Source organism: Rhodococcus sp. NPDC049939, assembly GCF_040656415.1.
In the GTDB taxonomy this organism is placed as follows: Bacteria; Actinomycetota; Actinomycetes; order Mycobacteriales; family Mycobacteriaceae; genus Rhodococcus_F.
This window is the reverse complement of record NZ_JBFAMC010000002.1, coordinates 311,466-335,575: the sequence shown is the minus strand read 5'-3', so window position 1 is coordinate 335,575 and position 24,110 is coordinate 311,466. Positions and strand designations below refer to the sequence as shown.

Sequence of the window (24,110 nt, the reverse complement as noted above, 5' to 3'; positions counted from 1 at the left end):
TCACCTTCGGCAGCGGTCGATTCGGTCGCGCTCACGCTTCCCGTCGATTCGCTCGCCGAAAAATCCCCCGTCGATTCGCTCGCCTCGTCACGATCATCACCCATCTCAGCCATCAACTCACCAAGCTACCCGTCAGGAAGTGAACTTATTCGTCAAACGCTATCGGGGAAGGCGTTCTGCCTGTGCCCCCCGCGCAAGGTGCCCTCGATGTAGCTCGCCTTGCAGGCGCGGCGCGCGATCTTTCCGCTCGATGTACGAGGGATCGAACCCGCCGGTACCAACAGGACGTCCCGCGCGGTCACGCCGTGCTTGCTCGACAGAGCCGCGCGCACCGTATCCGCGACGGGCTGCGGGTCGGCCTTGCCCGCACCAGGAGCCCGTTCGGCTACGACCACAAGTTGCTCGGACGAGTCGTCCGGATCGAAGCTCAAGCCGGAATGGCTGTTCGCGAACACCACGGAAGGCAACTGGTTGGCGGGCACCGAGAACGCAGCCACGAAGCCGGGACGCAGGAGGGCACTGGCCTCTTGCGCCGATGCCTCGAGGTCTTGCGGGTAGTGGTTGCGACCGTCGACGATCACGAGATCCTTGACACGTCCGGTGATGAACAGTTCGCCGTCGACATAGACACCGAAGTCTCCGGTACGCATCCAATTGGCGTCCGAGGGCACACCCTCACCGTGGCTGCCATCGGTAAGAGGGTTCTCGAGCTTGTTGCGGAAAGTCTCGGTGGTCTCGGTTTCGCGACCCCAGTAACCGATTCCGATGTTCTCACCATGCAGCCAAATCTCGCCGACATGGCCGTCAGCTTGCTCGGTGCTCGTCTCCGGGTCCACGATGGCGGCCCACTGGCTACGCGAAACGTAACCACAGGAAACCTGCGGGATGGCGTTTTCGGCGTCCTGGTCGACCTTGACGATGCGGCCGGAGTTCAGAGCGTTGCGATCGACGTAGATGACACGTGCTTCGTCCGAATGATTGGTGGAGGACACGAACAGTGTTGCCTCCGCCATGCCGTAAGACGGCTTGATCGCCGCTTTCGACAGGCCATAGGGAGCGAACGCCTCGTTGAACTTGCGCATCGACGACGTGGTGACCGGTTCACTGCCATTGATGAGACCGATCACGTTGCTCAGGTCGAGGGCCTCACCGTTCTTGGGCAGACCACGCGCCGCTGCGTGCTCGAAGGCGAAGTTCGGTGCGGCGGCGAACGTGCCTGCACCGTCGGACACGGCAGCGAGTTCCCTGATCCACCGGTACGGACGCTGCACGAACGCTCGCGGACTCATGATGGTGATGTACTGGCCGCCCAGTGCGGGAATGATGACGGTCAGCAACCCCATATCGTGGAACAGCGGCAGCCACGTGACGCCTCGCGACTGCTCGTTGAGTTCGAGGGAATCGACCATCTGCAATACGTTGGTACCCACGGCACGGTGCGTGATCTCCACACCGGCGGGCACGCGGGTCGAGCCCGACGTGTACTGCAGGTACGCGATGTCGTCGAGATTGATCTCGGGGCGCACCCAGGCTTCTCCGACGCTGTCGGGGATGGCGTCTACGGCGATGACCCTGGGGCGCTCGGCAGCGGGGAGGGACCGGAAGAACTCGCGCACACCGGCGGCGGAGGAGGTGGCCGTCAGAATGGCAGAAGGCTTGCAGTCCCCGAGGACGGCGTGAAGCCGGTCGGAATGTCCGGGCTCGTCCGGATCGAAGAGCGGCACTGCGATGGTTCCGGCGTGGATGGCCGCAAAGAAGGAGATGACGTAGTCGAGACCCTGCGGCGCCAAGACTGCGACACGGTCCCCGCGCTGCGTCACCTGCTCGAGACGAGTCGCCACGGCGCGTATGCGGTGTCCGAACTGGGCCCAAGTCAGCTCATGGACTTCACCGTCACGTTCACGCGAGTAGTCTATGTAGCGGTAGGCAAGCTCATCCGCGTTGTCGCGCGTGTGACGCTGGACGTAGTCGACCAGCGTACTGTCGGGTTCGAGCCTGATTCGGCCCATCTCGTCGATAAAGTCGTCGAACAGCGCTTTCATTCCATCTCCTCCGAAGCGATCACACAGACATGCCACCATGACCGCGCCCCAGACTTCGTTCGTCTAATCGGATCTTGTCCAACTTGTGGGATCGCGTGAAACCCATCGCCCTAGACACGTACTAATCGATCGCAAACCATCGATATGTTACAGATCGGCATCGCCGCCTTTGTCTCACTGCATCTACTCGCCCTTCAACTGCGAGATGATCGGCGCAAACGCGTCCATCTGTGTGGGGAACACACCGACGTACGACATCGTCGTCTTCTCTCTCACCATGCGGATCTGATCTGCGATCTCGTCGAAGCTTCCGATCGCCAGATAGGGTGAGCTGAGGATGTCCTCGACGGACAATTTGGTATCGACCTCGATATTCGGGGGGAAGCCCTGATCCAGCGCCGACAGCGCCATTTCGGCGGTCTGCTCACGGTCGTCGGTGATGACGATGGTCGTGATCGTCCAATTGAGTTCGATTTCGTCGAACCGGTCACCGGCGGCTTCACGGATACGGTCGACGCGTTCGATGGTCTTCTCGAGCGTGACCCCTGACAGCAGAAGTTTGCCTTCCTTGCTGGTGGGTGTGGCCACGGAGATGATGTCCGCGTACTTCGCGGCCAGCGCAAGCATCTTGGGTCCACCGCCACCGACCGCGATCGGAGGCCTCGGCCCCTGACGCGGCCGCGGACTGCCTTTGAGCCCCTTGATCTGGTAGAACTTGCCGTCGAAGTTGCATTCCTGACCGCGCAGCAGCGTGTCGAGAATCTGCAGGGACTCCTCTAGTTTCGCAATCCGCACAGATGGGCGCTCGTAGTCGATTCCACCCTTGTCGAACTCTTCCTTCATCCAGCCGGCGCCGATTCCGAGTTCGAGGCGCCCACCAGAGAGAACGTCAATGGTAGCCGCGTCCTTTGCAAGGATCGCGGGGTGGCGAAAACCGTTGGCGAGCACAGCTGTCCCCAGGCGAATCTTATCGGTGGCGACCGCGAGCGCACCGAGAGCTGCGATCGGACCGACCTGGTTGCCCAGGTGATCGGGAATCATGAAGCTGTCGAATCCGAGTTCCTCGGCCTTCTGGGCAAGCTTGACGAATCGGCGAGCGCCGCCCTCCTCCGCGTTGCCCTCTCCGCCGGCCGCGAACCGAAACTTTCGCAGCGACCTGGAGTCGGAACTCATGAATAACTTCTCCTGTGGTGATACGCCCCTGATGCGGGACGCAAGCATCGATGTGCTCGGGTACCGGTGGTACGACCGTGCAGCACTCTACATCTGCTGAGCACCGCACACTACCGACCAGTAAAAGATTCGCCAATACAAGTAGGGAAAATGTCACAGCTGACGAATCCCACTCTGCTAGTCCACCACGGAATTCGGAAAATCAATAGTGTGCAGGGACCGGGGCGGCCTCGATCTTTTCGGCAGCCCAATCTGCGATCCACTGGGTGGCCGTCACGCCGGAGCCGTTCACCACGTACGAGTTGTACATCGCATGAACCGGGTTGTTGTTGTACTCGAGCAGTCGCAAACCACTACTGATCCAGTTACTCGGCTTCAAAGCCTCTGGCGGGGCGTCACAGATGCCGTCCGATGGGGCGCATATGTCCACTGTCCGGTCTGCCAACTCGCCGAACCCACCGGGGCGTGGGCCGGTCATCGTTATTCCGGGGATTTTCAGACCGTCCAACGACAGCTCCGCGCCAACTCCGGCGACCGGAGTGCCGATTTCGGTGGCAGCGCCGGGGTCGCGGCGGCCATCGGCGATCAGTCCGACACCGAGTACGAGGTCAGCAGGGACCGGGCCGTCGCCGTTGCCGATGCTCGACGCGACGTCACCGGCGATCACCGCGCCCTGCGAGAACCCGGTGAGCAAGTACGTGGTGAGCGGACACTCTTCGTGCCGGCGGATCAGGATGTCCTCGGTGGCCTTAGTACCTGCGGCGCGACTCTTGTTGTACGACTGCTGCCCATCCGGCGGGAGGGCCACAGGATTGGAAAACTGCGCGACGTACGGAACCGTGTAGACGTCCGCGCGCGAGGACTCGAACTGCTCTTGCAGTGGACGCGACACATTGAGCATCAGCGACGCCGGGTTGGCCGACGGGTTGTACGGGTCGTCGGTCTGGCTGGACTCCCAGGTGCCGGGGACCACGACAACCTGAACATCGGGGCAGGTAGCCGGCTGCGCGCTCGGCCGCTCGGGACCGGGCGGAATCGGGATCGGCTTGGGCAACCGGCCGGCGAGGATGTACCAGAGCGCGATCAGTGCGGCGAGAATCACCGCAAGGACGACTATCAGCACCACCAGTTTGCGTAGGCGGCCGCCCCTTTTTCGCGTTCTCCGCCTCGTCAACGTCATCGGTGCCTACTAGCAGTAGGTCGCGTGCGCGACATCCATGTAGGTCCGAGCGTCGGCCTCGGCCTGCTCGTGAGTGATTTCCCTACCCGCAGCGGACGCCTCGGTACCGACCATCGCCGTGACGAACACCATCGTCTCTTCATCGCTCTGGCCTTCGGCTGCCGCCTGGCAAATGAAGTCGGCCGTGCTCAGCGCCATGGTGCCGTCGATGGCAGGGTCGATTCCCGCGCTCTTCAGGGCGTCGAGGAACCGCTGCGCGTCGCCGCTGACGGGAACCTCATCGGGTCCCGGAAAGTCCTCCGGAAGCGACTCGGGCTGGGTCGGTGGGGCCGTAGCGGCTTGACCCGGGCTCTCTACTGGCGCAGGGGTGGACTCTTCGGCCTCGGCCTCAGGTGCATCAGCGGCCGCGTTCTCGTCAGTGGATTCGGCGGCAGTGGTGGTTGCACTGACCGTCGGGGTGGAAGTAGCGGTGACGTCGTCACCACCGCACGCGACCAGAAGCCCGCCTGCTGCGATTGCAACCGCGCCAACCGCGATCCTGCGCCCCAAGGTAGTGCCCATACGCGAGTGCTGCGCCATCCTTATCCGTCCTTAACTTCAGCTTTAAAGTCCTTGCCTCTAAACAGGCTACAGACGCAGCGGGCGGGACCTGGCCCATCTGCCCTGGTCCCGCCGCTGTGTGTGGGATATCTAACGCCGCCGGGACGTCAGTGGACCTCTGCGTTGCCGTCTATGAGGGTGATGTAGCCGAACTGGAAGTTCTGCTGTACGCCCCCGGGGATGGCGAACTTGTCACTGATCGGGAATCCGATTCGGCCTGCCTCGTAGCCGACGCTCTTCCAGGCGTCGAAGATCGGCCCGTTCTCGACGGCCCAGGCACCCGAGAACGGACTCCAGTAGATGTTGCCGCCCTCGAACTCGTTGAATCTCCCGCCGTCCTTGACCGGGATCTCGCTCGTCTTCGGGAATCCGAGCCAACCGCCCTCGTATCCCAGGTCGGCGTACTTGGCCATGATCAGGCCTTGCACCGCATGAGTGCCGTTGTCCGGACTCGAGTACATGGCACCGATCTCGAACCCCTGCACCACTCCGTCCTTGCCGGGTGTGTCAACTTGCTCGGCCACCGGGTATCCGAGAGGTCCACCTTCCCAACCCTGACGGGCCCATTCATCCCGAATCGCTCCGCTGACAGGATGCGCACCGGTCTGAGGAGTCCAGTAGATGGAGCCGTTCTCGAAGTGGTTGAAGTGACCACGGCCGTCCGGGGTTACAAGATCCCCGGTCGTCGGGAAGCCGAGCGGCCCTTCCGGGCCACCGCTGACCTGGTATGCACCACCGATGGCACCGGCAACCGGCTGCGCACCGGTGTCGGGCTTGGAGAAGATCCGCCCGTTCGTGAAGTCCTGGACCGTGCCACCCGCGATGCCGTACTCGGGGGTCAGGCAGTCGCCGATCCAGGAGTTGGCGCCCGCCGCCCCTGCGATCGCTCCCGAGGTTCCGCAAGCCGGCTTGTTGGCCGGGACATCGACGGCGCCTGCGAGCTGAGGCCACAACTGATGGAGCTCGAACTGCCAGTACGGCCACGAGTGTGTACCGGAAGGCCTGTAATTGACCTGCGCTGGAATCCCCAGCTTGTTGAGCTTGGTCGCGAACGTCTGCGACGTGAGCCGCGACAGGATCTCGAGTCCCATACCTGCGTAATTGGTGCTGACACCGGGGATCCCAGATGGCTGATCGTATGGACCAGTGGTTCCACTACCGCTGGAGATGTAGAGGCTGACGTCCTCGAGTTTGTCGGCGAGCAGGTACGGGTCGTGTTCATCCCACGCCGGGTCGGTCGGCCGACCCCACATCGCCTCCGCATCGAAGCCCCCCGCGTCGCTCATCGCGTAGGCCACTGCCTGAGGCATGCCGAGTGCAGTGGTTGTCAGAATGCCCGACAGCGATGCAGCGAACTTGAAGAACCCCTGGTTGCGAGCTGCGAGGAACATCGCGGACGTTCCTCCCATGGAGAGTCCGACGACACCGCGAGTCTGGGTCGTGCGCCAGTCGTTCTCGAGGATCGGCGGAAGTTCCTTCGTGAGAAACGTCTCCCACTGGTAGTTCTGACCGTTGTCCTGTGCCAGCCAGTCGGAGTAGAAGCTCGATTCGCCACCAACCGGCAGAACGACGTTGACGTTCTTGTCCGCAAAGAATTGCTCGGCGTCCGTCTCGAGCGTCCAGCCGTTCTCGTCGTCCTGAGCCCTCAGACCGTCGAGCATGTACACCGCCGGGAACTTTTCGTCCGGCTTCAAGTACCAGTCACGTGCCAGCAGGAGCTGGACCTGGATCGGCACACCCATCGAGGGAGAGTTGACCCAAAGAGCGACTCGCCGCTCCGATAGCCAGTCGACGCGATCGACCGTTGCCCCGGTACTCCCGAGGTCCAGCGGTGCCTGCGCAGTGGCAGGTGACGATGCGTGGGCTGCAACTGGCGCCGCCGAAACGGTGGCGGCCTGGGCGAACCCGGCCGACACCGGTACGACGAGCGCAGCAGAGAGCCAAGCGAGTACCCGTCGTCTAGGGCTTCGAACTACTGCCCGCTGACGTTCCGCTCTGAACAGGCCTACTCGCATGACTTCACTCTTTCTCTGCGGGAGGAGACCAAAACACCGAGCGCGGCCTCGCGTTCCCGTTCTTTCTACACGCAATCAACAGACCAGTGGGGATGCCGCGCTGTTACCACTGGTTCTGCTGTTGCAATTGTTATTTCCTGTGACTCTTCGTTCGGCTACCCGATCGTGTTACTCAGATCGCCGGCCAAATCGTACGGCAACCCCGAGCCCGGGACTGGACATCATGGCTGCGGCCCGATCGTGCTACTCAAATCGCCGGCCAAATCGTAGATCTGGTCCTGCCAGTAACGCCATGCATGGATTCCGCGGGAGGGAAAACTGTATGTGACATTGTCGGCGCCGATGGCGGCCATCTTGATCTGGAACGCGCGGGTGTTCGCTCGCGACAGAACCTCGAGGGCTGCACCGGTACTCGCATTGAAGACATCCATGAACCCGCTCGGTGCAGGTCCTCCCTTCGCGGGAATTCCGTTTGCTGCCGACACCCATAGGCGGGTGCCATTGTCGCGGAGCTTATCGGCGAAGACGAACGGATCGTTACGCAGCCACGCCTTGCTCCAGGGCGGACCCCACATCGCGTCGACGTTGTATCGACCGGCATCGAGCATCGCCAGTCGAATCGCCTCACGCATGCCGGGGGCCGAGATGTTCAGGTAGCCGGACAGCGAGCCGGCATAGTTGAACTGCTCCGGATGGTATGCGGCGAGCGTGAGGGCAGCGCTGCCACCCATCGACAGACCGATGACGCCGTTTCGGGTGGATTGGAACCCGAGGCGCTCGTTCAAGGCTGTGGGGAGTTCCTCTGTGAGGAAGGTCTCCCACATGTACTTGGTCTCCTGGCCGTTGAGGTTGGAGGTGTTCAACCAGTCGGTGTAGAAACTGGACTGCCCCCCAACGGGCTGAACGACGTTGATGTTCCACTTGGAGAGGAAGTCGCCCGCGTCGGTGTTGATTTCCCAGCCGTTCAGATCGTTCTGCGCGCGCAGTCCGTCGAGCAAGTAGACAACTCGCTCGGTGTTGCCGTCAGCAGCACGCCAGATGCGGCTCTTGATCGGACCCATGCTGGAGTCCACCCAGAAGTCCTCGGCTGCGGGGTCGAAGGCTGCCGAGGCTGTTGCGCCGCCACCCACCATCGTCACACCGAGTGGCACAGCGACCGCAAGAGCAAGTGCGGCAGCTGTACGCCTCACCCATCCGCTCATCCTCCCTGAACCCCTATATCGCATGAAACCCTCTTCCCTCCGCTTGATACCTCCCCGCGCCGCGGTTGCGGTACGAAGTAGATAACTCCCGTTAGTTCTCACGTAGACGCCACCCGAACAGCGACAGCTGCGCGGGTGGCGTCTCGACGGGGTTACCCTACTGACATACCATGCCGTTGCACACATCTGGGTTGAATTGGCTCAGGCCTGACCGGATCGAAAGAATGCCACCACGCCCATCGGGCGCAGTGGCATCCGCGGAAGGTGCGGCCTCAGGTCACCAGGCGTTCATGGTGTCGAGAATCTGGGGACGGGCCTTCGCCAACCCCTCACCCCAATACGGCCACGAATGTGTACCGGTTGCGGGGAAATCGTAGGTTGCCGGTATGCCCAGCGAATTCAGACGCGCCTGAAATGCACGCGTGTTGGCCAGAGCGAGGGCTTCCAGCCCCATGGCGTTGACAGTGTTGAAGGCGCCGACCAGCGAAGCCGGGCGGTCGAACTGCCCAGGCAGACCACTGGCAGCCATGATGAACATCGGCAGGCCCCTCAGCTGCGGTGCGAATACGAAGGGGTCGTTGCGCAGCCACGCCGAGTCCCAGGGAGGACCCCACATCGAGTCGACGTTGTATCCGCCGGCGTCGAGCATTGCCAATCGAATCGCCTCGCGCATCCCCGGTGCGGAGATATTGAGGTATCCGGACAGCGAACCCGCGTACTTGAATTGTTCGCGGTGGTATGCGGCAAGCGTCAGGGCAGCGGTACCACCCATCGACAGACCGAGGACGGCATTGTTGGTGGGTGAGACACCGTAATTCGCAAGGAACTGAGGAAGCTCCTCGGTAAGGAACGTCTCCCACTTGTAGGTGAACCTCTGTCCGTTCGTATTGGACGGTGCATACCAGTCGGTATAGAAGCTGGACTCTCCGCCGACAGGCATCACCAGAGTCAAGTTGTTGTCACGGAACTCGTCCAGAGCGTTGGTCTCGAAGGTCCACGCGTTGCGGTCGTTCCGGGCACGCAGTCCGTCCAGCAGGTACAGCGCGGCGTTGCCGCCGCGCGACGCCCATTGGACCTGGACCTTGATATTGCCCATGGGGGAGGGAACCCACAGTTCTTCATAACCGCCCGCCGGCACGGTGCGAGCGGGCCCCGCATGGGTCGGTGCTGCTACAGCGCCGGCTCCACCGACGATTCCAGCGCCTACGGGCAGTACCAACGCGAGGGCACCGACGGCCATCGCACGCTGCTTGAGGCGATGAAACAACCTCGGTCGGGAAAAACGCATGAAACTGCTCGCTCTCTTCGTCTGCGGACTCCGCTATGGGCGGCTCCCGCGGATTCCGTCGGGAACAGGCGAATCTCCGACCCAGGACGTTCCCGGGGCGGCAGCGGACCTCTTCCGAGTCGCACTGCTGTCGGTGGACTGGATGCCACGGGAAGGTCCCGGGCAATCGTTCGACAAGCCCCTTCGAGGGCCCCGAACGCCGTCACCGCTCACTCTCATCGGTATGGATCATCGCCGACGAACCCATTGTTACATGAACGAGATGCGATCTTCAGGGCTCGAGATCCAGCTGGTACCACACCGAAACGTCGGTGCACAGGGCGCGCCCTGCTGTCAAGGTCCGGGGAACGGCGGCTCTAGATTGCACCTTTGAATTTCGTATGCCGGAACTCGATCGAACCGATAACTCGCGAAGTCGAATGCCTCTTTCAAATTCTGCTTGAATCGCGCCCAGGTCAGTTCAGACCTATACGACGTCAACAATTCCTGCGTCTCAGGGCACGTGATCGCGACCCTCGCTTCCGCTACCCATTCCTCGTCCAAGAATGCGGGCATCCACGGATGCTTTTCGTTCATTCCGGTATCCACCACGACCCAGTCGGGGTACAGGTTCTTGTCGTGACCGATCCGGCCGTCGTCCAGGCGCTCGGTGTGCGCGGCAAGTGGATACGCCAACCCCATCTGGTCGAGGACCCGGACATCGAGGCCGACGTTCATACTCGTCATGCCGAGGTTCAGGAAGTAAACCGTGTGTCCTGCGCCACCGTCCGGAATCGGTAGGGGCGGTGGGTCGACGAACCAATACGTAAAGTCGCCTGCTGGGATGAGCAGACCGCCGTCGGGGGTGTTCGAGATGGCCTGAAGCATGGCACGCATGCGCGGGTAGTCGAGGTAGTCCTCGGCTCGGATCGGGTGCGTGTGGCCGGTATTCAGAACGTAGAACGCCCGTTCGTCCACGATTCCGGAACGCCCGACAACGGCACCTTCCGGCATTCCCGTGGTATTCGCCGCAAAAAAGGCCCACACCACCGTGCCGACCCACAGAAATGCAGTCGCCAGGAAAATCGATGATTCCCGATTACGTCCCCAAGAGGACCGATCCGGAATTCGCACCGGGACAACTGCCACGGGAAGGATGAAGCAAAAGAGGACGGGAAGCAGAACGCGGCCGTGCATGAAGTCGCCGCCCACTCGCAGTGAGTAGAGACCGAGGAGCAAGCCGCTGACGAGAATGAAAACGACGACGGCCTTTGGTGTCCGCAGCGATGCGCGCGCACGGTCGATCCGGTTAGCACTAGTGTGACGAACACCACTTTCAAGGAGCTTGTCCCGGCCTCGGTAGATGATCACCGCACCGACCAAGAGGAACAGCAGGGGCAGCCACAGTAGGTACGGGCCGACGAAATTCCACAGGTAAGCGAACCCCTGCGCCCATTTGGCGCCACCGGCGTCCTTGGAGACAGCGGTGTTGGGGTACGGGAGGGCGTAGTAACCCATGCGCCAGATCTGGTAACCCACCGGGACGATGCCCGCAACAGCCACCATCGACAAGCGCACCCTCAGAGTGAGGCCGGGCGCGAAGAAGATCATCGCCAACGACATGGCCGCGAGAATCGTCATTTCGGGACGCACCAGTGGTCCCAACCCCGCTATGAGCGCGAGAAGCAGCACCGATGTGGTCGACGGAGTCTTGGCTTGACTCCACCTGATCAGCAACAGCCAGAGCAGCGCGATCCAGAAGATCACAAGGGAGCTCTCCAGCCCTGAGGTCGCGAAGTCGCGAGCCGGGGGCATCGCGATGTAGACGAGCACGCCTGCAGGCATGAGGAACAACGTGCCGCCCGACACCAACGATCCATGCCGGTACAGCCGCGCCGCGCCGAACATGGCGAGCACGATTGCCGACGTGCACAGGACCAGCGCGACCGTCAGAACGACGTACTCGAGCCGTACCTGGGACAGCCAACTGAACACGTAGACGATGTACGTCCACGCGGTGCTCGTGTTCGTCTCGACGCGCTCGCCCTCGTTGAAGACGGGACCGTTGCCCGCGAGCAGGTTGCGAACCGTGCGCAGCACGATGAGGCCGTCGTCGGCGATCCACCGACGTTCCCAGGCACCCCAGAACATCAGGAGAGCTGAGACGAGGACACCTGAAAGGAAGACCACCCTGGACGAGGTGGTCCACTGACGTGCGGTGGTCTGCTCCACGGCGGCTTCCGACTCCTCGGTGCCGGCTTCCAAATCAGACGAGGTAGACAGCGACACCCACCACCCCGATCCAGGCAACCGCGAGAAGCTGGAGCACACGGTCGCCGAGCGCGATTTCTTCGGGCTCTCCTGCTTCGCCGCCGTCGACATCGACGGCGTAACGCAGGATCGCAATGGTGAACGGCACCATGGAGATTGCGTACCAGTTGGTGCCCTTCACGTCGTCCTGCTGGAACGCCCAGAGTCCGTAACAGAGCACCACGGCGGTGGCGCTGAGCGTCCAGACGAAACGCAGGTAGGTCGTGGTGTAGTTCTCCAGCGCCCTACGGATTTTCGCGCCCGTGCGCTCGGCAAGCTGCAGTTCCGCGTACCGCTTGCCTGCCGCCATGAACAGCGAGCCGAACGCCATGACCAACAGGAACCACTGAGACAGGTCGATTTCGGCAGCCACACCGCCTGCGATGGCTCGCAGGAGGAACCCGGACGAGACGATGCAGATGTCGAGCACGGCCTGATGTTTGAGACCGAAGCAGTACGACAGTTGAATGCCGATGTAGACGGCCATCACGACCGCGAGCTGCCAATTGGCGGCGAACGACAGAGCTATGGAGCCGACGAGCAGCACGACCGACAACCCGTACGCCACATTGACAGGGAGCACACCCGCGGCAATCGGGCGGAACTGCTTGGTGGGATGCGCACGGTCCGCTTCGACGTCCAGCGCATCGTTTACGAGGTAGATTCCCGATGCCGCCATGCAGAACACGACGAAAGCGATCGCAACGGAGATCAGGACACCCGATTCCGTCGCTGTTCCAGCTGCGACGGGAGCTGCGAGGACCAGAACGTTCTTGACCCATTGACGCGGGCGGACTGCCTTGACGATGCCTGCCGCCAGGGACGACGGGGGTCCGGTGGCGACAGCCGGTTCCTCGCTCATTTCTCTCCAAACTTCTGCTCGGCCTTGAGCACTGCGACCGCGGAGGCGGCCCCCAGGGCAGATCCGGCAAGCACATCGGTCGGGTAGTGCACTCCCAGAACGAGACGGGAGAGCAGCATCGGCGGTACCAACACAGCAGGCAAGGGTAACCCGGTGAGGCGCCCGAGCAGCACGGCGGCAGCAGTCGTGGACGTGGCGTGCGAGGAGGGGAAGCTCAACTTGCTGGGCGTAGACACGTTGACCTGGATCGACGGATCATCGGGCCGGGGCCTGCGGACGACACGCTTGATCGCGATCGAAGCCGCGTGGGCGCCCACCGCACCGACCGCGGCCCCTACCCACTGGCGTCGCCGCGGCTTGTCGAGAACTGCGCCGACACCGGCGAGCCCCACCCAGCCGAGGGCATGCTCCCCGAAGTGGGACATCCCTCGTGCGGTGGCCACGACTGCGGGCTTGCTCGCGATCGTCGCCTGCACAGTCTGAAGGATCTTGACCTCACGCGATGCCGAAGACACGTTCCCACCTCTCCTTACTGGTCAACGCAGGAACGGCGTCCTGGTACTCGCGCTTGAGATCCGGGAACCGCTGAGCCAGTTCGCGGCGCAACCGCAAGGCTTCCTTCAGCAATTCCAGCGCCTGCTTTGGGTTGCGCTTGCGGTAGACGACTCCCCTGCCGTCGGCGGTCGTGACCGTGACACCGTCCACCTGTGACAGCAGGAACCAGCGCGCGTCCAACGTGGGCACGTTCAGCTGCGGGCGCTCATGATGCTCTTGGGCAACGGGCTTGACGTTGTGAAGCAGGCCTTTGCCGAGCCGGACGACCTTTGCAAGCGGGTTGTGGGGCTCACCGACGGCGCCGACACCGGCACCGGAAGGCATCGGCAGGCTCGTCGATGACGGCAGGACCACTGCGTCGGGGAACTCCTTGCGCATCGCATGAACGTTGCCGAGTGCCGTGGGCAGCAATTCGAAAATGTGTTCCGGGCCCTGCAGGAAGTCGGCGATGGCCTGGTTCTGGATCGCCACGGTGGAGTATTCGAGGCACAGCAGGTGTTTGATCGTGGCCTTGACCGTATTGATGACGAGGCCGCGCCCGTTGCCCGGCATGTGCAGGGCCGCTACGACAAGTCGGTTTCGCAGGTGAAAGTACGCCTGCCAGTCGATGGCGTCATCCTTGTCGCTCCATGCCATGTGCCAGATCGCAGCGCCGGGCATGGTGATCGTCGGGTAGCCGGCCTCGCGGGCCCGCAAGCCGTACTCGGCGTCGTCCCACTTGATGAACAGCGGCAACGGCTGCCCGAGCCTCTCCGCAGCCTCCCGCGGGATCATGCACATCCACCAGCCGTTGAAGTCGACGTCGATGCGGCGGTGTAGCAGCTTCGAGTTCTCACGATCACTCAGCGGGTGCCGGGAGAAGTCATGGTCGTACTCGACGTTGGGAGCGGCGGTCCACATGAAGATGCTGCGGTCGACCACTTCGCCCATCGTGTGCAGGTGACTACGCTCCTGCAGGTTGAGCATCTGCCCGCCCACCAGCATGGGAGTCTTGGCAAACCGGGACATGGCGAGCGCGCGCAGGATCGAATCGGGTTCGATCTCGATATCGTCGTCCATGAACAAGATGTGCTGACAGTCCGTGGTCTTCAGCGCCTCGTACATGATTCGGCTGTAGCCGCCCGACCCACCGAGGTTGGCCTGGTCGTGGATCGCCAGCCGGTCACCGAAAGCTGTGGCGACCTCGGCAAAACCGTTCTCGTCCTTGACCTTGCGGGTGCCCTGGTCCGGAACGATGACGGCTTTGACAACGTCCATCACCAACTCGTCCGAAGCCAGTGCCACCAGCGCCTTCACACAGTCGGCAGGTCGGTTGAACGTGGGGATACCCACCGCCACGGTGGCCTCGCCAGGTGCGTCGACAGGTGCGAACCAGCCTGCACTCTCGAGCATCACCTCGGTGTCCGAGGTGATGTCGAACCAGATCCAGCCGCCGTCCTCGAACGGGCCGAGGTCGATCTCGAACTCGATGGCGGCCTCGTCGTCCTGGAACTCGCGGCCCTCCACGTGAATTCGGGAGGAATCGGCCTTCGACCGATACACGTCGATACGCCCGTGACCGGACAACTCCAGCCGCAGCACCACCGATGTCAAGGTGCTCCACCGGCGCCAGTAACTGGCCGGGAACGCGTTGAAGTAGCTACAGAACGACACTTCGGACTCGGCGCCCAGCGACAGCGAAGTCCGTGACACCGAGTGCGCCCGGCGACTGTTCGTCTTGGCTTCCTCCAGGTAGAGGGTGCGCACGTCCAGTGGTTCGCCGGGGCGCGGCAGAATCACCCGCTGAAGAAGCGCCTTGCCGAGTAGTTCGACCTCGCCGCTGGATTCTTCGGCGGCGAGCAGATGGCGAGGGCTCATTCGCTCTCCTCTACGAGCAGCGCACCGGTCTCGAGATGCGGGCGCAAGGAGTTGTCGAACATCGACAAGGCACTAGCGATAGCCATGTGCATGTCCAGGTACTGATACGTGCCGAGGCGACCACCGAACAGCACCTTCTCCGCAGCGGTCTCCGCCTTGGCGCGCTCCCGATAGGCGGCGAGCTTCCGACGATCCTCGGGGGTGTTGATCGGGTAGTACGGCTCGTCCTTGCTCTCGGCGAACCGCGAGTACTCCCGCATGATCACCGTCTTGTCCTTCGGGTAATTCCGCTCCGGGTGGAAGTGGCGGAACTCGTGGATGCGCGTGAAGGGCACGTCGGCGTCGTTGTAGTTCATCACCGGTGTTCCCTGGAAGTCACCGGTCTCCAGGACCTCGGTCTCGAAGTCGAGGGTCCGCCATCCCAGTTCACCCTCTGCGTAGTCGAAGTACCGGTCGAGCGGACCGGTGTAGACGACGGGGGCGTCGGGGTTGGCGGCTCGCAGTTCGTCACGGACCTCGAAGTAGTCGATATCGAGCCGGACCTCGATCTTGGGGTCCTTGGCCATGTTCTCCAGCCAGGCCGTGTAACCCTCGACGGGCAGGCCCTCGTACGTGTCGTTGAAGTAGCGGTTGTCGAACGTGTACCGCACCGGAAGACGGGTGATGTTGCCCGCCGGTAGTTCCTTGGGGTCTGTCTGCCACTGCTTGGCGGTGTAGTCACGCACGAACGCCTCGTACAGCGGGCGGCCGATCAGCGAGATGGCCTTCTCCTCGAGGTTCGCCGCGTCCTTGGAATCAATTTCGCTGGCCTGCTCCGCAATGAGCTTGCGGGCCTCGTCGGGGGTGAAGTAGCGGCCGAAGAACTGTGACACCAGGCCCAGACCCATCGGGAACTGGTACGCCTGGCCCTTGTGCAGCGCGAAGACGCGGTGCTGATAGTTCGTGAACTCGGTGAACTGGGTGACGTAGTCCCACACCTTCTTGTTGGAGGTGTGGAACAGGTGCGCACCGTACTTGTGGACCTCGATCCCGGTCTCCGGTTCGGCCTCCGAGTACGCGTTGCCGCCGAGGTGGTGACGACGCTCTAGCACGAGCACGCGCTTGCCCAGCTGTGTTGCTGCACGCTCGGCGATCGTCAGTCCGAAGAATCCGGATCCGACGACGATGAGGTCGTAGTCCGACTCGGCCGTCGCGGGGGAGGTGGTCTGTGAGTTTGCAGCGGTCACGGTAGACCAGGGTAAGCGACCGTGCCGTTTACGTAAGCCTCTGGTAGTCCCTGCTCGCCAAAAGGTGACAGCAATCTCGTCGATACCCCCCGATGCACTCGTTCCGGGTACAGGGATCCCCGAACTCGACCCGGTGGCGTGACCCGCCGCGTGTGATTACAGACACCAATAGTTAAGGTACTCGCCGAGTAGGTGACCGAGGGGGGATCGATGGTTGACCAGTCGTCGCGGCATGCCGGGGGCGTGTTGTATTTGCCGATGCTGCCTCGGAGCGCGTCCGGCCAGGTGCAGTTGGAGCTGAGGACCCTTCCTGACGGCAGGCTGGCGCTACCGGCCTACACCTCCCCCGCCCAGTTGGCCAGGTGTTGCGGAGAAGGCCAGCCGTGGGGGGCAGTCAATTCCGACGGCCTGGACGAGATCAAGAGCTCGACCGGCTACGACGTGGTTCTGCTCGACGCCGAGATGCCGCCCGGCTCACGAAGAGAAGTTGCGCCGGATGACCGGGACGACGAAGAACCCGGCAGTCATATTCCGATGTCCTTTCTGCAATAGCCGTATGGCTCGGTAAGACGAAGAGGGAACAGCTGGTGAGTACGGACGGTTTGAAGGTCGAACACCTCAACGAGACCGCGAAGATTCTTGCGCGCAACGCTCGAGAGGTAGAAGACCTGGGCGCGAAGGCCCCCAGTGTGCCGAACGCAGGACCGTCGACCGCGCTGGTCGGTGACGCGCTCGTGGAACTCGCAGAGGCAATGTCGTTCGTGGCGCAGGCGTCGGCGAACGCTGCCGATGTCGTGCAGGCCTCCGACGCCAACTACGCCGCCACAGACCAGGCGAATGGCCGGCAGCTGTCCGGCGTCGGCGAACATATCCCGGAGACATCTGGCGGAGGAATGCGCTGATGCCCATCTACGTCTATGTCGACGCCGACCCCGAGTCTTGCACCGAGTGCGCCGTTGCCCTCGACCAACTCGCCGAGGGCGCCGACGACGCCGCACGAGAATTCCGCAATGCCCGGGATCGGTCCGAGGCGGACTGGCAGTACAAGGCCGGTGACAATTTCCGCACCGCGGTCGAGAAGCTCGGGAAGGCGACGACCGAGGTCGCCGACCGCGCAGAGAACCTGGCCAAGGCCCTCCGTGCTTTTGCCGACGAGATGAGCACAGTCAAGAAGCGCATGACCGAGGCCGCGGCCGAAGCCCTCGAGGCCGGCCTGTGGGTCGGACCTGACGTGTGCTTCCCCGACTGGATCGCCGAACCCGAACTACTGCCCCCCGGTGTGTGGACCATCGACCAGCTAACCAAGCAGGCGAACCAGATCGCCGCGTACCAGGAAGCCCTCGGCATGGTGGCCGAGGCAAGGGAGAAGGAGCGACTCGCCCACGAGGACCTCCGCATGGCCTTCAGAGGAACGAATGAAAGTGGCGAAGATAACTGGCTCGATCGCTTGAAGGGTTCAGCCCCGTGGATGGCGGGGGGCGCGGGGATCGGCTACGTAGGCACCGCGGTCCAGGAGGCCGACAAGTGGGGTGCTATCGCGCAGACCCGGGCCACGCAGGTGCAGACGTTCCGAACGATTGCGGCCGAGGCCACCACCGACTCGATGCGAGCCGCTGCTACGAACGCAGCCAACACATTCGGAACCGCAGCCGACGACGCCGCGAGGTTCGCCGCGCAGAACTCCAGACTGATCGCAGGACAGACCGGGAGTCGGGTCGCCCAGTTCTTTGATGCCGGGATCGTCCCCAAGAACGTGTCCTCGCTCGGGTCCAAGATTCCGGCGGCCGGGTTGGCATTCACCGGCTTCCAGATCTTGTCTGACGTGCAGGGCGCCGAGGACGCTGGCGATATCGCCAAGGTTGTCGCGAAAGACGCGGGCGGCTTCCTGGCGGGAACCGCCGCAACGAGTCTGCTTCTGGCTAGCGCCGCCGGAGGCCCCGCCACCCTCCTTGCGGTCGGCGCAGGTGTACTTGTCAGCTACGGGGTGGGCGAACTCATCGAATACGTGGCGGACTGACTCCATGACCCACTTCTTCCCGCGCGGGCAGTTCCGCCTCCCCCCGATCCCGGACCCGCAGACCGGTGAGCCTCGCCCACCCGCGGCACCTCGCCGGGAAAGCTCCGCCAACGTGGCGACCCCGACAGACCATGCCCCGCGGAAGGCCCCACCCGCCCCCGAGGGACTCGGCCCCACGCTGGAATGGTCCCAGTTCGCGACAGGCCACAGAGTGCAAGCGGCGGTCATCATGCCAGCGCTATGCGCGGCGTTCGTCACGGTCAAGGAGGGCGGGTTCGGCTGGACTGGCAACTGGAGCTACTGGCTTCTCATGGCGCTGACCGGCACGTTCTTCTACTGGCGAACAGGCTGCGAGTGGATGGCGGCTGGGGCTGTGTGGGTGCAGGACGGCCCGGACTGGGTCAACACCTACGAGCTGGTACGCATCAGGTTCAGCGTCGACGGACTCCGCCGGGTGCTGCGCATCGAAGACGCCGAGGGCAGGAAGATCCACTCCTTCGGACTACGAGATGTCCAGAGCAACCCACAGATGTGGAACCTGGTCTACAACGGCATCCTCCACTCCGTCGCCTCCGGCAACTGCGACATCTCCCGCAAAGCACGGAAAGTCCTGCAGATCCCGCCCTCCCTCGGCCGGGAGCCAGTGGACAAAGCGGACTGACAATGACCCACTACTTCCCGCGCGGGCAGTTCCGCCTCCCCCCGGTCCCCGACCCACACACCGGCGAACCACGCCCACCCACCGCACCCCGCCGTGTAACCTCCGCAGTCGAGACGACACCGACCGACCGAACCCCTAGAAAGCCCCCACCCGCCCCCGAGGGCCTCGGCCCCACGCTCGAATGGTCCCAGTTCGCACCCAAGCACAGTATGCAAGCGGCGGTCGGCCTGCCGGCATTTTGTGCAGCATTAATCACCCTCGAAGAGGGCGGATTCGACTGGACCAGCGACTGGGGCTACTGGCTCCTCGCGGCGCTGACCGGCGCGTTCATGTATTGGCGGGTGGGCCAGGAGTGGATGGCAGCCGGGGCCGTGTGGGTCCAGGAAGGCCCGAAGTGGGTCAACACCTACGAGCTGGTCCGGATCAGATTCAGCGTCGACGGTCTCCGCCGGGTGTTGCGCCTCAAAGACGCCGAGGGCAGAGAAATCCACTCCTTCAGGCTACGAGATGTCCAGAGCAACCCACAGATGTGGAACCTGGTCTACAACGGCATCCTCCACTCCGTCGCCTCCGGCAACTGCGACATCTCCAACAAGGCACGGAAAGTCCTGCAGATCCCACCTTCTCTCGGCCGGGAACCCGTGAACAAAGCGGACTGAAAATGACCCACTACTTCCCCCGCAGACGGATCAGCCCTGCCCCGATCCCCGACCCACAGACCGGCGAACCACGCCCACCCACGGCTCCCCGCCGGGAGAGCTCCGCCAACGTGGCGACCCCGACCGACCGGACCCCGACCAAGCCCCCACCGGCCCCCGAGGACCTCGGCCCCACCCTGGAATGGTCACAGTTCGAGCCCAAACGCAGGACGCAAGCGGCGGTTGCCCTGCCAGCACTCATTGCCGCTTTTGCCACCGTCAAAGAGGGGGGATTCGGTTGGGTCGACCACTGGTTCCCTTGGATCTGGATGGTGCTGATGGGCGCATTCATGTACTGGAGAACTGGCCAGGAGTGGATGGCGGCCGGGGCCGTGTGGGTCCAGGACGGCCCATTCTGGGTCAACACCTACGAGCTGGTCCGGATCCGATTCAGCGTCGACGGACTCAACCGGGTACTCCGAATCGAAGACTCCGAGGGCAGGAAGATCCATTCATTCGGGTTACGAGATGTCCAGAGCAACCCACAGATGTGGAACCTGGTCTACAACGGCATCCTCCACTCCGTCGCCTCCGGCAACTGCGACATCTCCCGCAAAGCACGGAAAGTCCTGCAGATCCCGCCCTCCCTCGGCCGGGAGCCCGTCGACAAGGTGGACTGACGATGGCCCACTACTTCCCCCGCAGGTGGATCAGCCCTGCCCCGATCCCCGACCCACAAACCGGCGAACCCCGCCCACCCGCGGCACCCCGCCGGGAAAGCTCCGCGTTCGAGACGACCCCGACCGACCGGACCCCGAGAAAAGCCCCGCCTGAGCCCTCGGGCATGGGCCCCGCCCTGGAATGGTCACAGGCGTCGACGAAGCACAGAGTGCAAGCGGCAGTTGCTATGTCGGGACTCTTGTTGGCATTCATCATCTTTACAAACCGCGGATTCGAATGGGTCGGTCAGTGGTTCCCATGGTTCTGGATCGTGGGGTGCGGCGCGTTCATGTATTGGCGGGCCGGCCAGGAGTGGATGGCGGCCGGGGCGGTGTGGGTGCAGGACGGCCCATTCTGGGTCAACACCTACGAGCTGGTCCGGATCAGATTCAGCGTCGACGGACTCAACCGGGTACTCCGAATCGAAGACGCCGAGGGCAGGAAGATCCACTCCTTCGGGTTGCGAGATGTCCAGAGCAACCCACAGATGTGGGACCTGGTCTACAACGGCATCCTCCACTCCGTCGCCTCCGGCAACTGCGACATCTCCCGCAAAGCACGGAAAGTCCTGCAGATCCCGCCCTCCCTCGGCCGGGAGCCAGTGGACAAAGCGGACTGACAATGACCCACTACTTCCCGCGCGGGCAGTTCCGCCTCCCCCCGGTCCCCGACCCACACACCGGCGAACCACGTCCACCCACGGCTCCCCGCCGGGAAAGCTCCGCCAACGAGACGACCCCGACCGACCGGACCCCGACCAAGCCCCCACCCGCCCCCGAGGACCTCGGCCCCACCCTCGAATGGTTCCAGTTCGAGAGCAAGCACAGAATGCAAGCGACGATCGGCATGCCGGCAATCGTTGCAGCCTTCGCCACCCTCAAGGTTGGTGGATTCGACTGGGTCAGCGACTGGGGATTCTGGGTTCTTCTGACCGTTATCGGCGCCGTAATGTATTGGCGAACCGGATACGAGTGGATGGCGGCCGGGGCCATGTGGGTCCAGGAGGGCCCGAAGTGGGTCAACACCTACGAGCTGGTCCGGATCAGGTTCAGCGTCGACGGACTCCGTCGGGTACTGCGCCTCGAAGACGCCGAGGGCAGGAAGGTCCACTCCTTCGGGTTGCGAGATGTCCAGAGCAACCCACAGATGTGGGACCTGGTCTACAACGGCATCCTCCACTCCGTCGCCTCCGGCAACTGCGACATCTCCCGCAAAGCACGGAAAGTCCTGCAGATTCCGCCCTCCCTCGGGCGGGAACGCGAATAGGCGAGCGAACCGTCGGTGACGGAAGGTGAGCAGGTGACTTGCGACCCCTACTGGCCCACCTTCCTTAACTTCCGCTCTCCGGTGCCCATTCACGCAGCACGTTGGCGTCGACTACTCGTGCGCCCAGTGTTTCCGTCCAGATGATCGTTCCGCCGGTGTATGTGCGGAACTTCCCCGCATCGGAAGGCAGCATCATCTCGGGTCCGACCGGAGCTCCGAGTGTGCCGTTCACGCCGCCGACTTCCTCGTACTTCTCGTCGATCGGCGAACCCAGCGTTGTACCGACGGCGCCCACGTCCTCACCCGCTGGAGAGGCTGGGTCCGGGTTACCGATCAGCGACAGTGGCTCCGGGTCGCCGACGCCGGGGCCGACTGTGAACCAGTCAGACCGAAGGTTCAGTTTCGAGCGTGCTTCGAGACCGGTCACCTCGGCCGTACCCGTCGACCCGACCACCTTCACGCCGGTGGCGCGACCGCCCTCGGCCCCAAAGTTGTTGCGGGCGACGACTTCGAACGACTCGAGTTCTCCCACTCCGAATGCGGAGGCAATGTCGCCCGCGGTGAGAGTCACCGTCCAGTCGTGGTACGGCGACGCGGTGTCGCCGAGATCCACGACGGCAGGGAACTCTCCGCCGGCCGTGTATCCACCTGTGGACGAGGAGAATTCGGCCGCGACGACCTTGTTGTCTCTCGTCAAGATCATGTCCGAGGTTGAGCGGACGGCCTCCGTCGTCCGTGGATCCTCGCTGGCGGATCCTCCGTAGATCTGGCAGTCCTTGGTGTCACAGGTCCTGGCATATTCCTCGCGGTCTTCGGCGGCGGCGTAAGAGCGTGCCGCGACTGCCTGCGCCCGAAGTGCCTCCGCCCCACCGGTATCAGCCCAGTTGGCTTTGACTTCGTGAGGGAGGACGCCCAGTAGGTAGTCATCTATTTCGAGAACGTTGACGGTGCGCGTGGCTCCGCCGTCGAGTGCGACACCTAGCGAGCCACGGTATGGGGTGTCATCGGCGCACAGCTTCAGGTGCTCGCTTGGGGGCCGGTCGGGCCCGAGGTCGACGGGGTCCACCCACGGATGGTCGGTCGTTTCCTGCCACAGGACATCGCCGGCACACCCCCGGGTGACCACGACGCTCGCTCCGCCTCCTTCAGTCGGCGTCAAATGGACGCCATCTCCCGGTCCGACTGACTTGCCCGCAACGACGGCACCCACGTCCGAATACACGCCGAGGGGTTGATCGTCGCGTCCCTGCAGTCGCACGCTGATCTGCGCGTCGGCGAGAGTACCGAGCGTGGTCCCACCGTAGTAATGAGCGAGGATCCGCTCGGCCGCCCATCCGTGATCCTTGGCGTACCCGTACGCACCCCACTGGCCCATTCCGCGGCCGTGCCCGTTGCCGTGCCCGGAGATTGTGAACGGCGTGTCGGACGCGACTGCGACCCGAACCTCCTGCCTCGCGGGTTGGTGTTGGGCGACCACTCCGGTTACTGCACCAACTACGAGGGCGGGTGCGATTCCGAGTGCCGACATACGCAACAGCGATCTCGTCCAACCGCGTGTGCTGGTGGGCCTCGCGATGTACAGCCTGCTTCGAGTGCGGGCCCGTCTAACTGCGCGGACCCCGAATTCGGGCTTCGCCATCACACACTCCTCACCACTTCGGAACTGGCTCCGTGGCGTGGCGTGCGCCTCGCTCCCCGGAAGCTTCGAAACAATCCGATAAAGTCTCAACGTAAGGTTGAGATTCATATTTTCGTGGGATTAGTGTGTCAAGAGTGACTGGAGTGTGCAACAAGAGACACTCTAACAACATGAGTACCACAAGTTGCAGGTTTGCGAAGCAACTCGCAGAAAACTACGACTGAGGAGAGTCCCGTGCCGCACCGCCGACTGAAGCCCTCGTTTGTCCTCGGGGCTGTCGCTGCTCTGACTGTCACGAGTACCGTGGCGGTCTACAGCGGTAACGGGCCCTCCGGCATCAGCTCTACGAGCGAAACCACCGAGATTTCGACCGACATCGCGGAGGTGGTCCTGGCCCAGATCCCCGATGTCGTAATTCCGCTGAAGGAATTGACCGGGCTGGACCTGCCTGACGTCAACATCGGCGAGCTAAGGAACCTGCCGATTCCGCCGTCCATTCAGATTCCGAGCACTCTGGAACTTCCCGGTGGAGTGCAAATCCCGCTGAAAATCCCTGTGATGGGCGACGTCTCCGACCCGGCGACGCCTCCGCCGGCCGATCACGAGCCAGGCACGATCGTCAAGGAAGTCACTCGCGATACCCCCTTCAGTATGGTGGCGCTCACATCCGAAACGGTCGGGGCCGCTGAGTCGAAAATCCGGGCGAAGAAGCCCGACGGGACCTGGGGCGAGTGGTTCTCCCCCGAGATCGCCGATACTGACAGTGCCCGCCTGGAAGCGACCGGCGGAAAGGTCGCGACCGAAGCCGTCTATGTCGGGCAGACCAACGCGATCCAGGTCCTGACGCCCACGTCGGCCACTGCTCTGCCCGAAGCACCCG

General features: G+C 63.3%; 21 protein-coding genes and 1 pseudogene. 9 read left to right on the top strand and 13 right to left on the bottom strand.

Annotation, left to right across the window (positions count from 1 at the left end):
- Positions 1-152 precede the first annotated feature (152 nt).
- The 12 genes from fadD32 to glf all read right to left on the bottom strand — a co-directional run bounded on the left by fadD32 (position 153) and on the right by glf (position 16,289).
- The gene (gene fadD32 / locus AB0I57_RS10930) at positions 153-2,042 is read right to left on the bottom strand and encodes a long-chain-fatty-acid--AMP ligase FadD32 (protein WP_358334188.1); all 1,890 of its coding nucleotides are present in this window, start codon (positions 2,040-2,042) and stop codon (positions 153-155) included.
- 183 nt (positions 2,043-2,225) lie between these two features.
- Complete coding sequence (locus AB0I57_RS10925; RefSeq protein ID WP_358334185.1) at positions 2,226-3,215, bottom strand: LLM class F420-dependent oxidoreductase; 990 nt, start codon at positions 3,213-3,215, stop codon at positions 2,226-2,228.
- Positions 3,216-3,417: 202 nt separating this feature from the next.
- Positions 3,418-4,395 carry a cutinase family protein gene (locus AB0I57_RS10920; protein ID WP_358334182.1) on the bottom strand — a complete coding sequence of 326 codons (978 nt, stop codon included), beginning with the start codon at positions 4,393-4,395 and terminating at the stop codon, positions 3,418-3,420.
- 9 nt (positions 4,396-4,404) lie between these two features.
- Entirely contained in the window at positions 4,405-4,974 is a 570-nt protein-coding gene (locus tag AB0I57_RS10915) for a DUF732 domain-containing protein (protein WP_358334179.1), read from the bottom strand.
- Between the two features lie 128 nt (positions 4,975-5,102).
- On the bottom strand, positions 5,103-7,010 hold the full coding sequence (locus tag AB0I57_RS10910) for an alpha/beta hydrolase-fold protein (RefSeq protein WP_358334176.1): 1,908 nt from the start codon (positions 7,008-7,010) through the stop codon (positions 5,103-5,105).
- Between the two features lie 221 nt (positions 7,011-7,231).
- Positions 7,232-8,236: an alpha/beta hydrolase family protein gene (locus tag AB0I57_RS10905; RefSeq protein ID WP_358334174.1), complete on the bottom strand. Its 1,005-nt coding sequence runs from the start codon at positions 8,234-8,236 to the stop codon at positions 7,232-7,234.
- A gap of 253 nt (positions 8,237-8,489) precedes the next feature.
- Positions 8,490-9,500, bottom strand: a complete 1,011-nt coding sequence (locus tag AB0I57_RS10900) for an alpha/beta hydrolase family protein (RefSeq protein WP_358334171.1) — start codon at positions 9,498-9,500, stop codon at positions 8,490-8,492.
- 333 nt (positions 9,501-9,833) lie between these two features.
- Entirely contained in the window at positions 9,834-11,744 is a 1,911-nt protein-coding gene (gene zomB / locus AB0I57_RS10895) for a flagellar motor control protein ZomB (protein WP_358334892.1), read from the bottom strand.
- Position 11,745: 1 nt separating this feature from the next.
- Positions 11,746-12,651, bottom strand: coding sequence for a decaprenyl-phosphate phosphoribosyltransferase (locus tag AB0I57_RS10890; protein ID WP_358334168.1), 906 nt, complete (start codon positions 12,649-12,651; stop codon positions 11,746-11,748).
- Entirely contained in the window at positions 12,648-13,166 is a 519-nt protein-coding gene (locus AB0I57_RS10885; RefSeq protein WP_358334165.1) for a phosphatase PAP2 family protein, read from the bottom strand. The genes AB0I57_RS10890 and AB0I57_RS10885 overlap by 4 nt, the downstream gene beginning before the upstream one ends.
- A complete protein-coding gene (locus tag AB0I57_RS10880) occupies positions 13,147-15,063 on the bottom strand; it encodes a glycosyltransferase (protein ID WP_358334162.1) in 1,917 nt (638 codons plus the stop codon). Before AB0I57_RS10880 ends, AB0I57_RS10885 begins: the two co-directional genes overlap by 20 nt.
- A complete protein-coding gene (gene glf / locus AB0I57_RS10875; RefSeq protein WP_358334160.1) occupies positions 15,060-16,289 on the bottom strand; it encodes a UDP-galactopyranose mutase in 1,230 nt (409 codons plus the stop codon). Before glf ends, AB0I57_RS10880 begins: the two co-directional genes overlap by 4 nt.
- 210 nt (positions 16,290-16,499) lie before the next feature.
- Here glf and AB0I57_RS10870 point away from each other — a divergent pair, with 210 nt between their 5' ends.
- Genes AB0I57_RS10870 through AB0I57_RS10835 form a run of 8 tightly spaced genes read left to right on the top strand, consistent with a single transcriptional unit; the run spans position 16,500 to position 21,591 of the window.
- Positions 16,500-16,841: an SAV_915 family protein gene (locus tag AB0I57_RS10870; RefSeq protein ID WP_358334157.1), complete on the top strand. Its 342-nt coding sequence runs from the start codon at positions 16,500-16,502 to the stop codon at positions 16,839-16,841.
- A 35-nt stretch (positions 16,842-16,876) separates the two neighbouring features.
- Positions 16,877-17,191 carry a hypothetical protein gene (locus AB0I57_RS10865; RefSeq protein WP_358334154.1) on the top strand — a complete coding sequence of 105 codons (315 nt, stop codon included), beginning with the start codon at positions 16,877-16,879 and terminating at the stop codon, positions 17,189-17,191.
- Positions 17,191-18,306, top strand: coding sequence for a hypothetical protein (locus AB0I57_RS10860; RefSeq protein WP_358334151.1), 1,116 nt, complete (start codon positions 17,191-17,193; stop codon positions 18,304-18,306). Before AB0I57_RS10865 ends, AB0I57_RS10860 begins: the two co-directional genes overlap by 1 nt.
- Positions 18,307-18,310: 4 nt before the next feature.
- Complete coding sequence (locus AB0I57_RS10855; RefSeq protein WP_358334148.1) at positions 18,311-18,967, top strand: hypothetical protein; 657 nt, start codon at positions 18,311-18,313, stop codon at positions 18,965-18,967.
- 2 nt (positions 18,968-18,969) lie between these two features.
- A complete protein-coding gene (locus AB0I57_RS10850) occupies positions 18,970-19,626 on the top strand; it encodes a hypothetical protein (RefSeq protein WP_358334146.1) in 657 nt (218 codons plus the stop codon).
- 2 nt (positions 19,627-19,628) lie between these two features.
- Positions 19,629-20,285 carry a hypothetical protein gene (locus AB0I57_RS10845; protein WP_358334143.1) on the top strand — a complete coding sequence of 219 codons (657 nt, stop codon included), beginning with the start codon at positions 19,629-19,631 and terminating at the stop codon, positions 20,283-20,285.
- Positions 20,286-20,287: 2 nt separating this feature from the next.
- Entirely contained in the window at positions 20,288-20,944 is a 657-nt protein-coding gene (locus tag AB0I57_RS10840; protein ID WP_358334141.1) for a hypothetical protein, read from the top strand.
- Positions 20,945-20,946: 2 nt separating this feature from the next.
- On the top strand, positions 20,947-21,591 hold the full coding sequence (locus tag AB0I57_RS10835; RefSeq protein WP_358334139.1) for a hypothetical protein: 645 nt from the start codon (positions 20,947-20,949) through the stop codon (positions 21,589-21,591).
- A 64-nt stretch (positions 21,592-21,655) separates the two neighbouring features.
- On the opposite strand, the gene AB0I57_RS10830 is transcribed toward AB0I57_RS10835, so the two are convergent.
- Positions 21,656-23,230 (bottom strand): SpoIID/LytB domain-containing protein, encoded by a 1,575-nt coding sequence (locus AB0I57_RS10830; RefSeq protein WP_358334137.1) that lies wholly within the window; start codon positions 23,228-23,230, stop codon positions 21,656-21,658.
- A 234-nt stretch (positions 23,231-23,464) separates the two neighbouring features.
- Here AB0I57_RS10830 and AB0I57_RS10825 point away from each other — a divergent pair.
- A pseudogene (locus AB0I57_RS10825) lies at positions 23,465-24,110 on the top strand (cold-shock protein); the annotation flags it as partial.

Bases quoted from the DNA above. Each gene is read 5' to 3' on its own strand.
- AB0I57_RS10910 (WP_358334176.1), bottom strand. From the start codon at position 7,010: ATGCGAGTAGGCCTGTTCAGAGCGGAACGTCAGCGGGCAGTAGTTCGA.
- AB0I57_RS10900 (WP_358334171.1), bottom strand. From the start codon at position 9,500: ATGCGTTTTTCCCGACCGAGGTTGTTTCATCGCCTCAAGCAGCGTGCG.
- AB0I57_RS10915 (WP_358334179.1), bottom strand. From the start codon at position 4,974: ATGGCGCAGCACTCGCGTATGGGCACTACCTTGGGGCGCAGGATCGCG.
- AB0I57_RS10835 (WP_358334139.1), top strand. From the start codon at position 20,947: ATGACCCACTACTTCCCGCGCGGGCAGTTCCGCCTCCCCCCGGTCCCC.
- AB0I57_RS10880 (WP_358334162.1), bottom strand. From the start codon at position 15,063: ATGAGCCCTCGCCATCTGCTCGCCGCCGAAGAATCCAGCGGCGAGGTC.
- AB0I57_RS10890 (WP_358334168.1), bottom strand. From the start codon at position 12,651: ATGAGCGAGGAACCGGCTGTCGCCACCGGACCCCCGTCGTCCCTGGCG.
- AB0I57_RS10830 (WP_358334137.1), bottom strand. From the start codon at position 23,230: ATGGCGAAGCCCGAATTCGGGGTCCGCGCAGTTAGACGGGCCCGCACT.
- AB0I57_RS10870 (WP_358334157.1), top strand. From the start codon at position 16,500: ATGGTTGACCAGTCGTCGCGGCATGCCGGGGGCGTGTTGTATTTGCCG.
- AB0I57_RS10850 (WP_358334146.1), top strand. From the start codon at position 18,970: ATGACCCACTACTTCCCGCGCGGGCAGTTCCGCCTCCCCCCGGTCCCC.
- AB0I57_RS10840 (WP_358334141.1), top strand. From the start codon at position 20,288: ATGGCCCACTACTTCCCCCGCAGGTGGATCAGCCCTGCCCCGATCCCC.
- AB0I57_RS10845 (WP_358334143.1), top strand. From the start codon at position 19,629: ATGACCCACTACTTCCCCCGCAGACGGATCAGCCCTGCCCCGATCCCC.
- AB0I57_RS10925 (WP_358334185.1), bottom strand. From the start codon at position 3,215: ATGAGTTCCGACTCCAGGTCGCTGCGAAAGTTTCGGTTCGCGGCCGGC.
- AB0I57_RS10855 (WP_358334148.1), top strand. From the start codon at position 18,311: ATGACCCACTTCTTCCCGCGCGGGCAGTTCCGCCTCCCCCCGATCCCG.
- fadD32 (WP_358334188.1), bottom strand. From the start codon at position 2,042: ATGAAAGCGCTGTTCGACGACTTTATCGACGAGATGGGCCGAATCAGG.
- AB0I57_RS10860 (WP_358334151.1), top strand. From the start codon at position 17,191: ATGCCCATCTACGTCTATGTCGACGCCGACCCCGAGTCTTGCACCGAG.
- AB0I57_RS10920 (WP_358334182.1), bottom strand. From the start codon at position 4,395: ATGACGTTGACGAGGCGGAGAACGCGAAAAAGGGGCGGCCGCCTACGC.
- AB0I57_RS10905 (WP_358334174.1), bottom strand. From the start codon at position 8,236: ATGCGATATAGGGGTTCAGGGAGGATGAGCGGATGGGTGAGGCGTACA.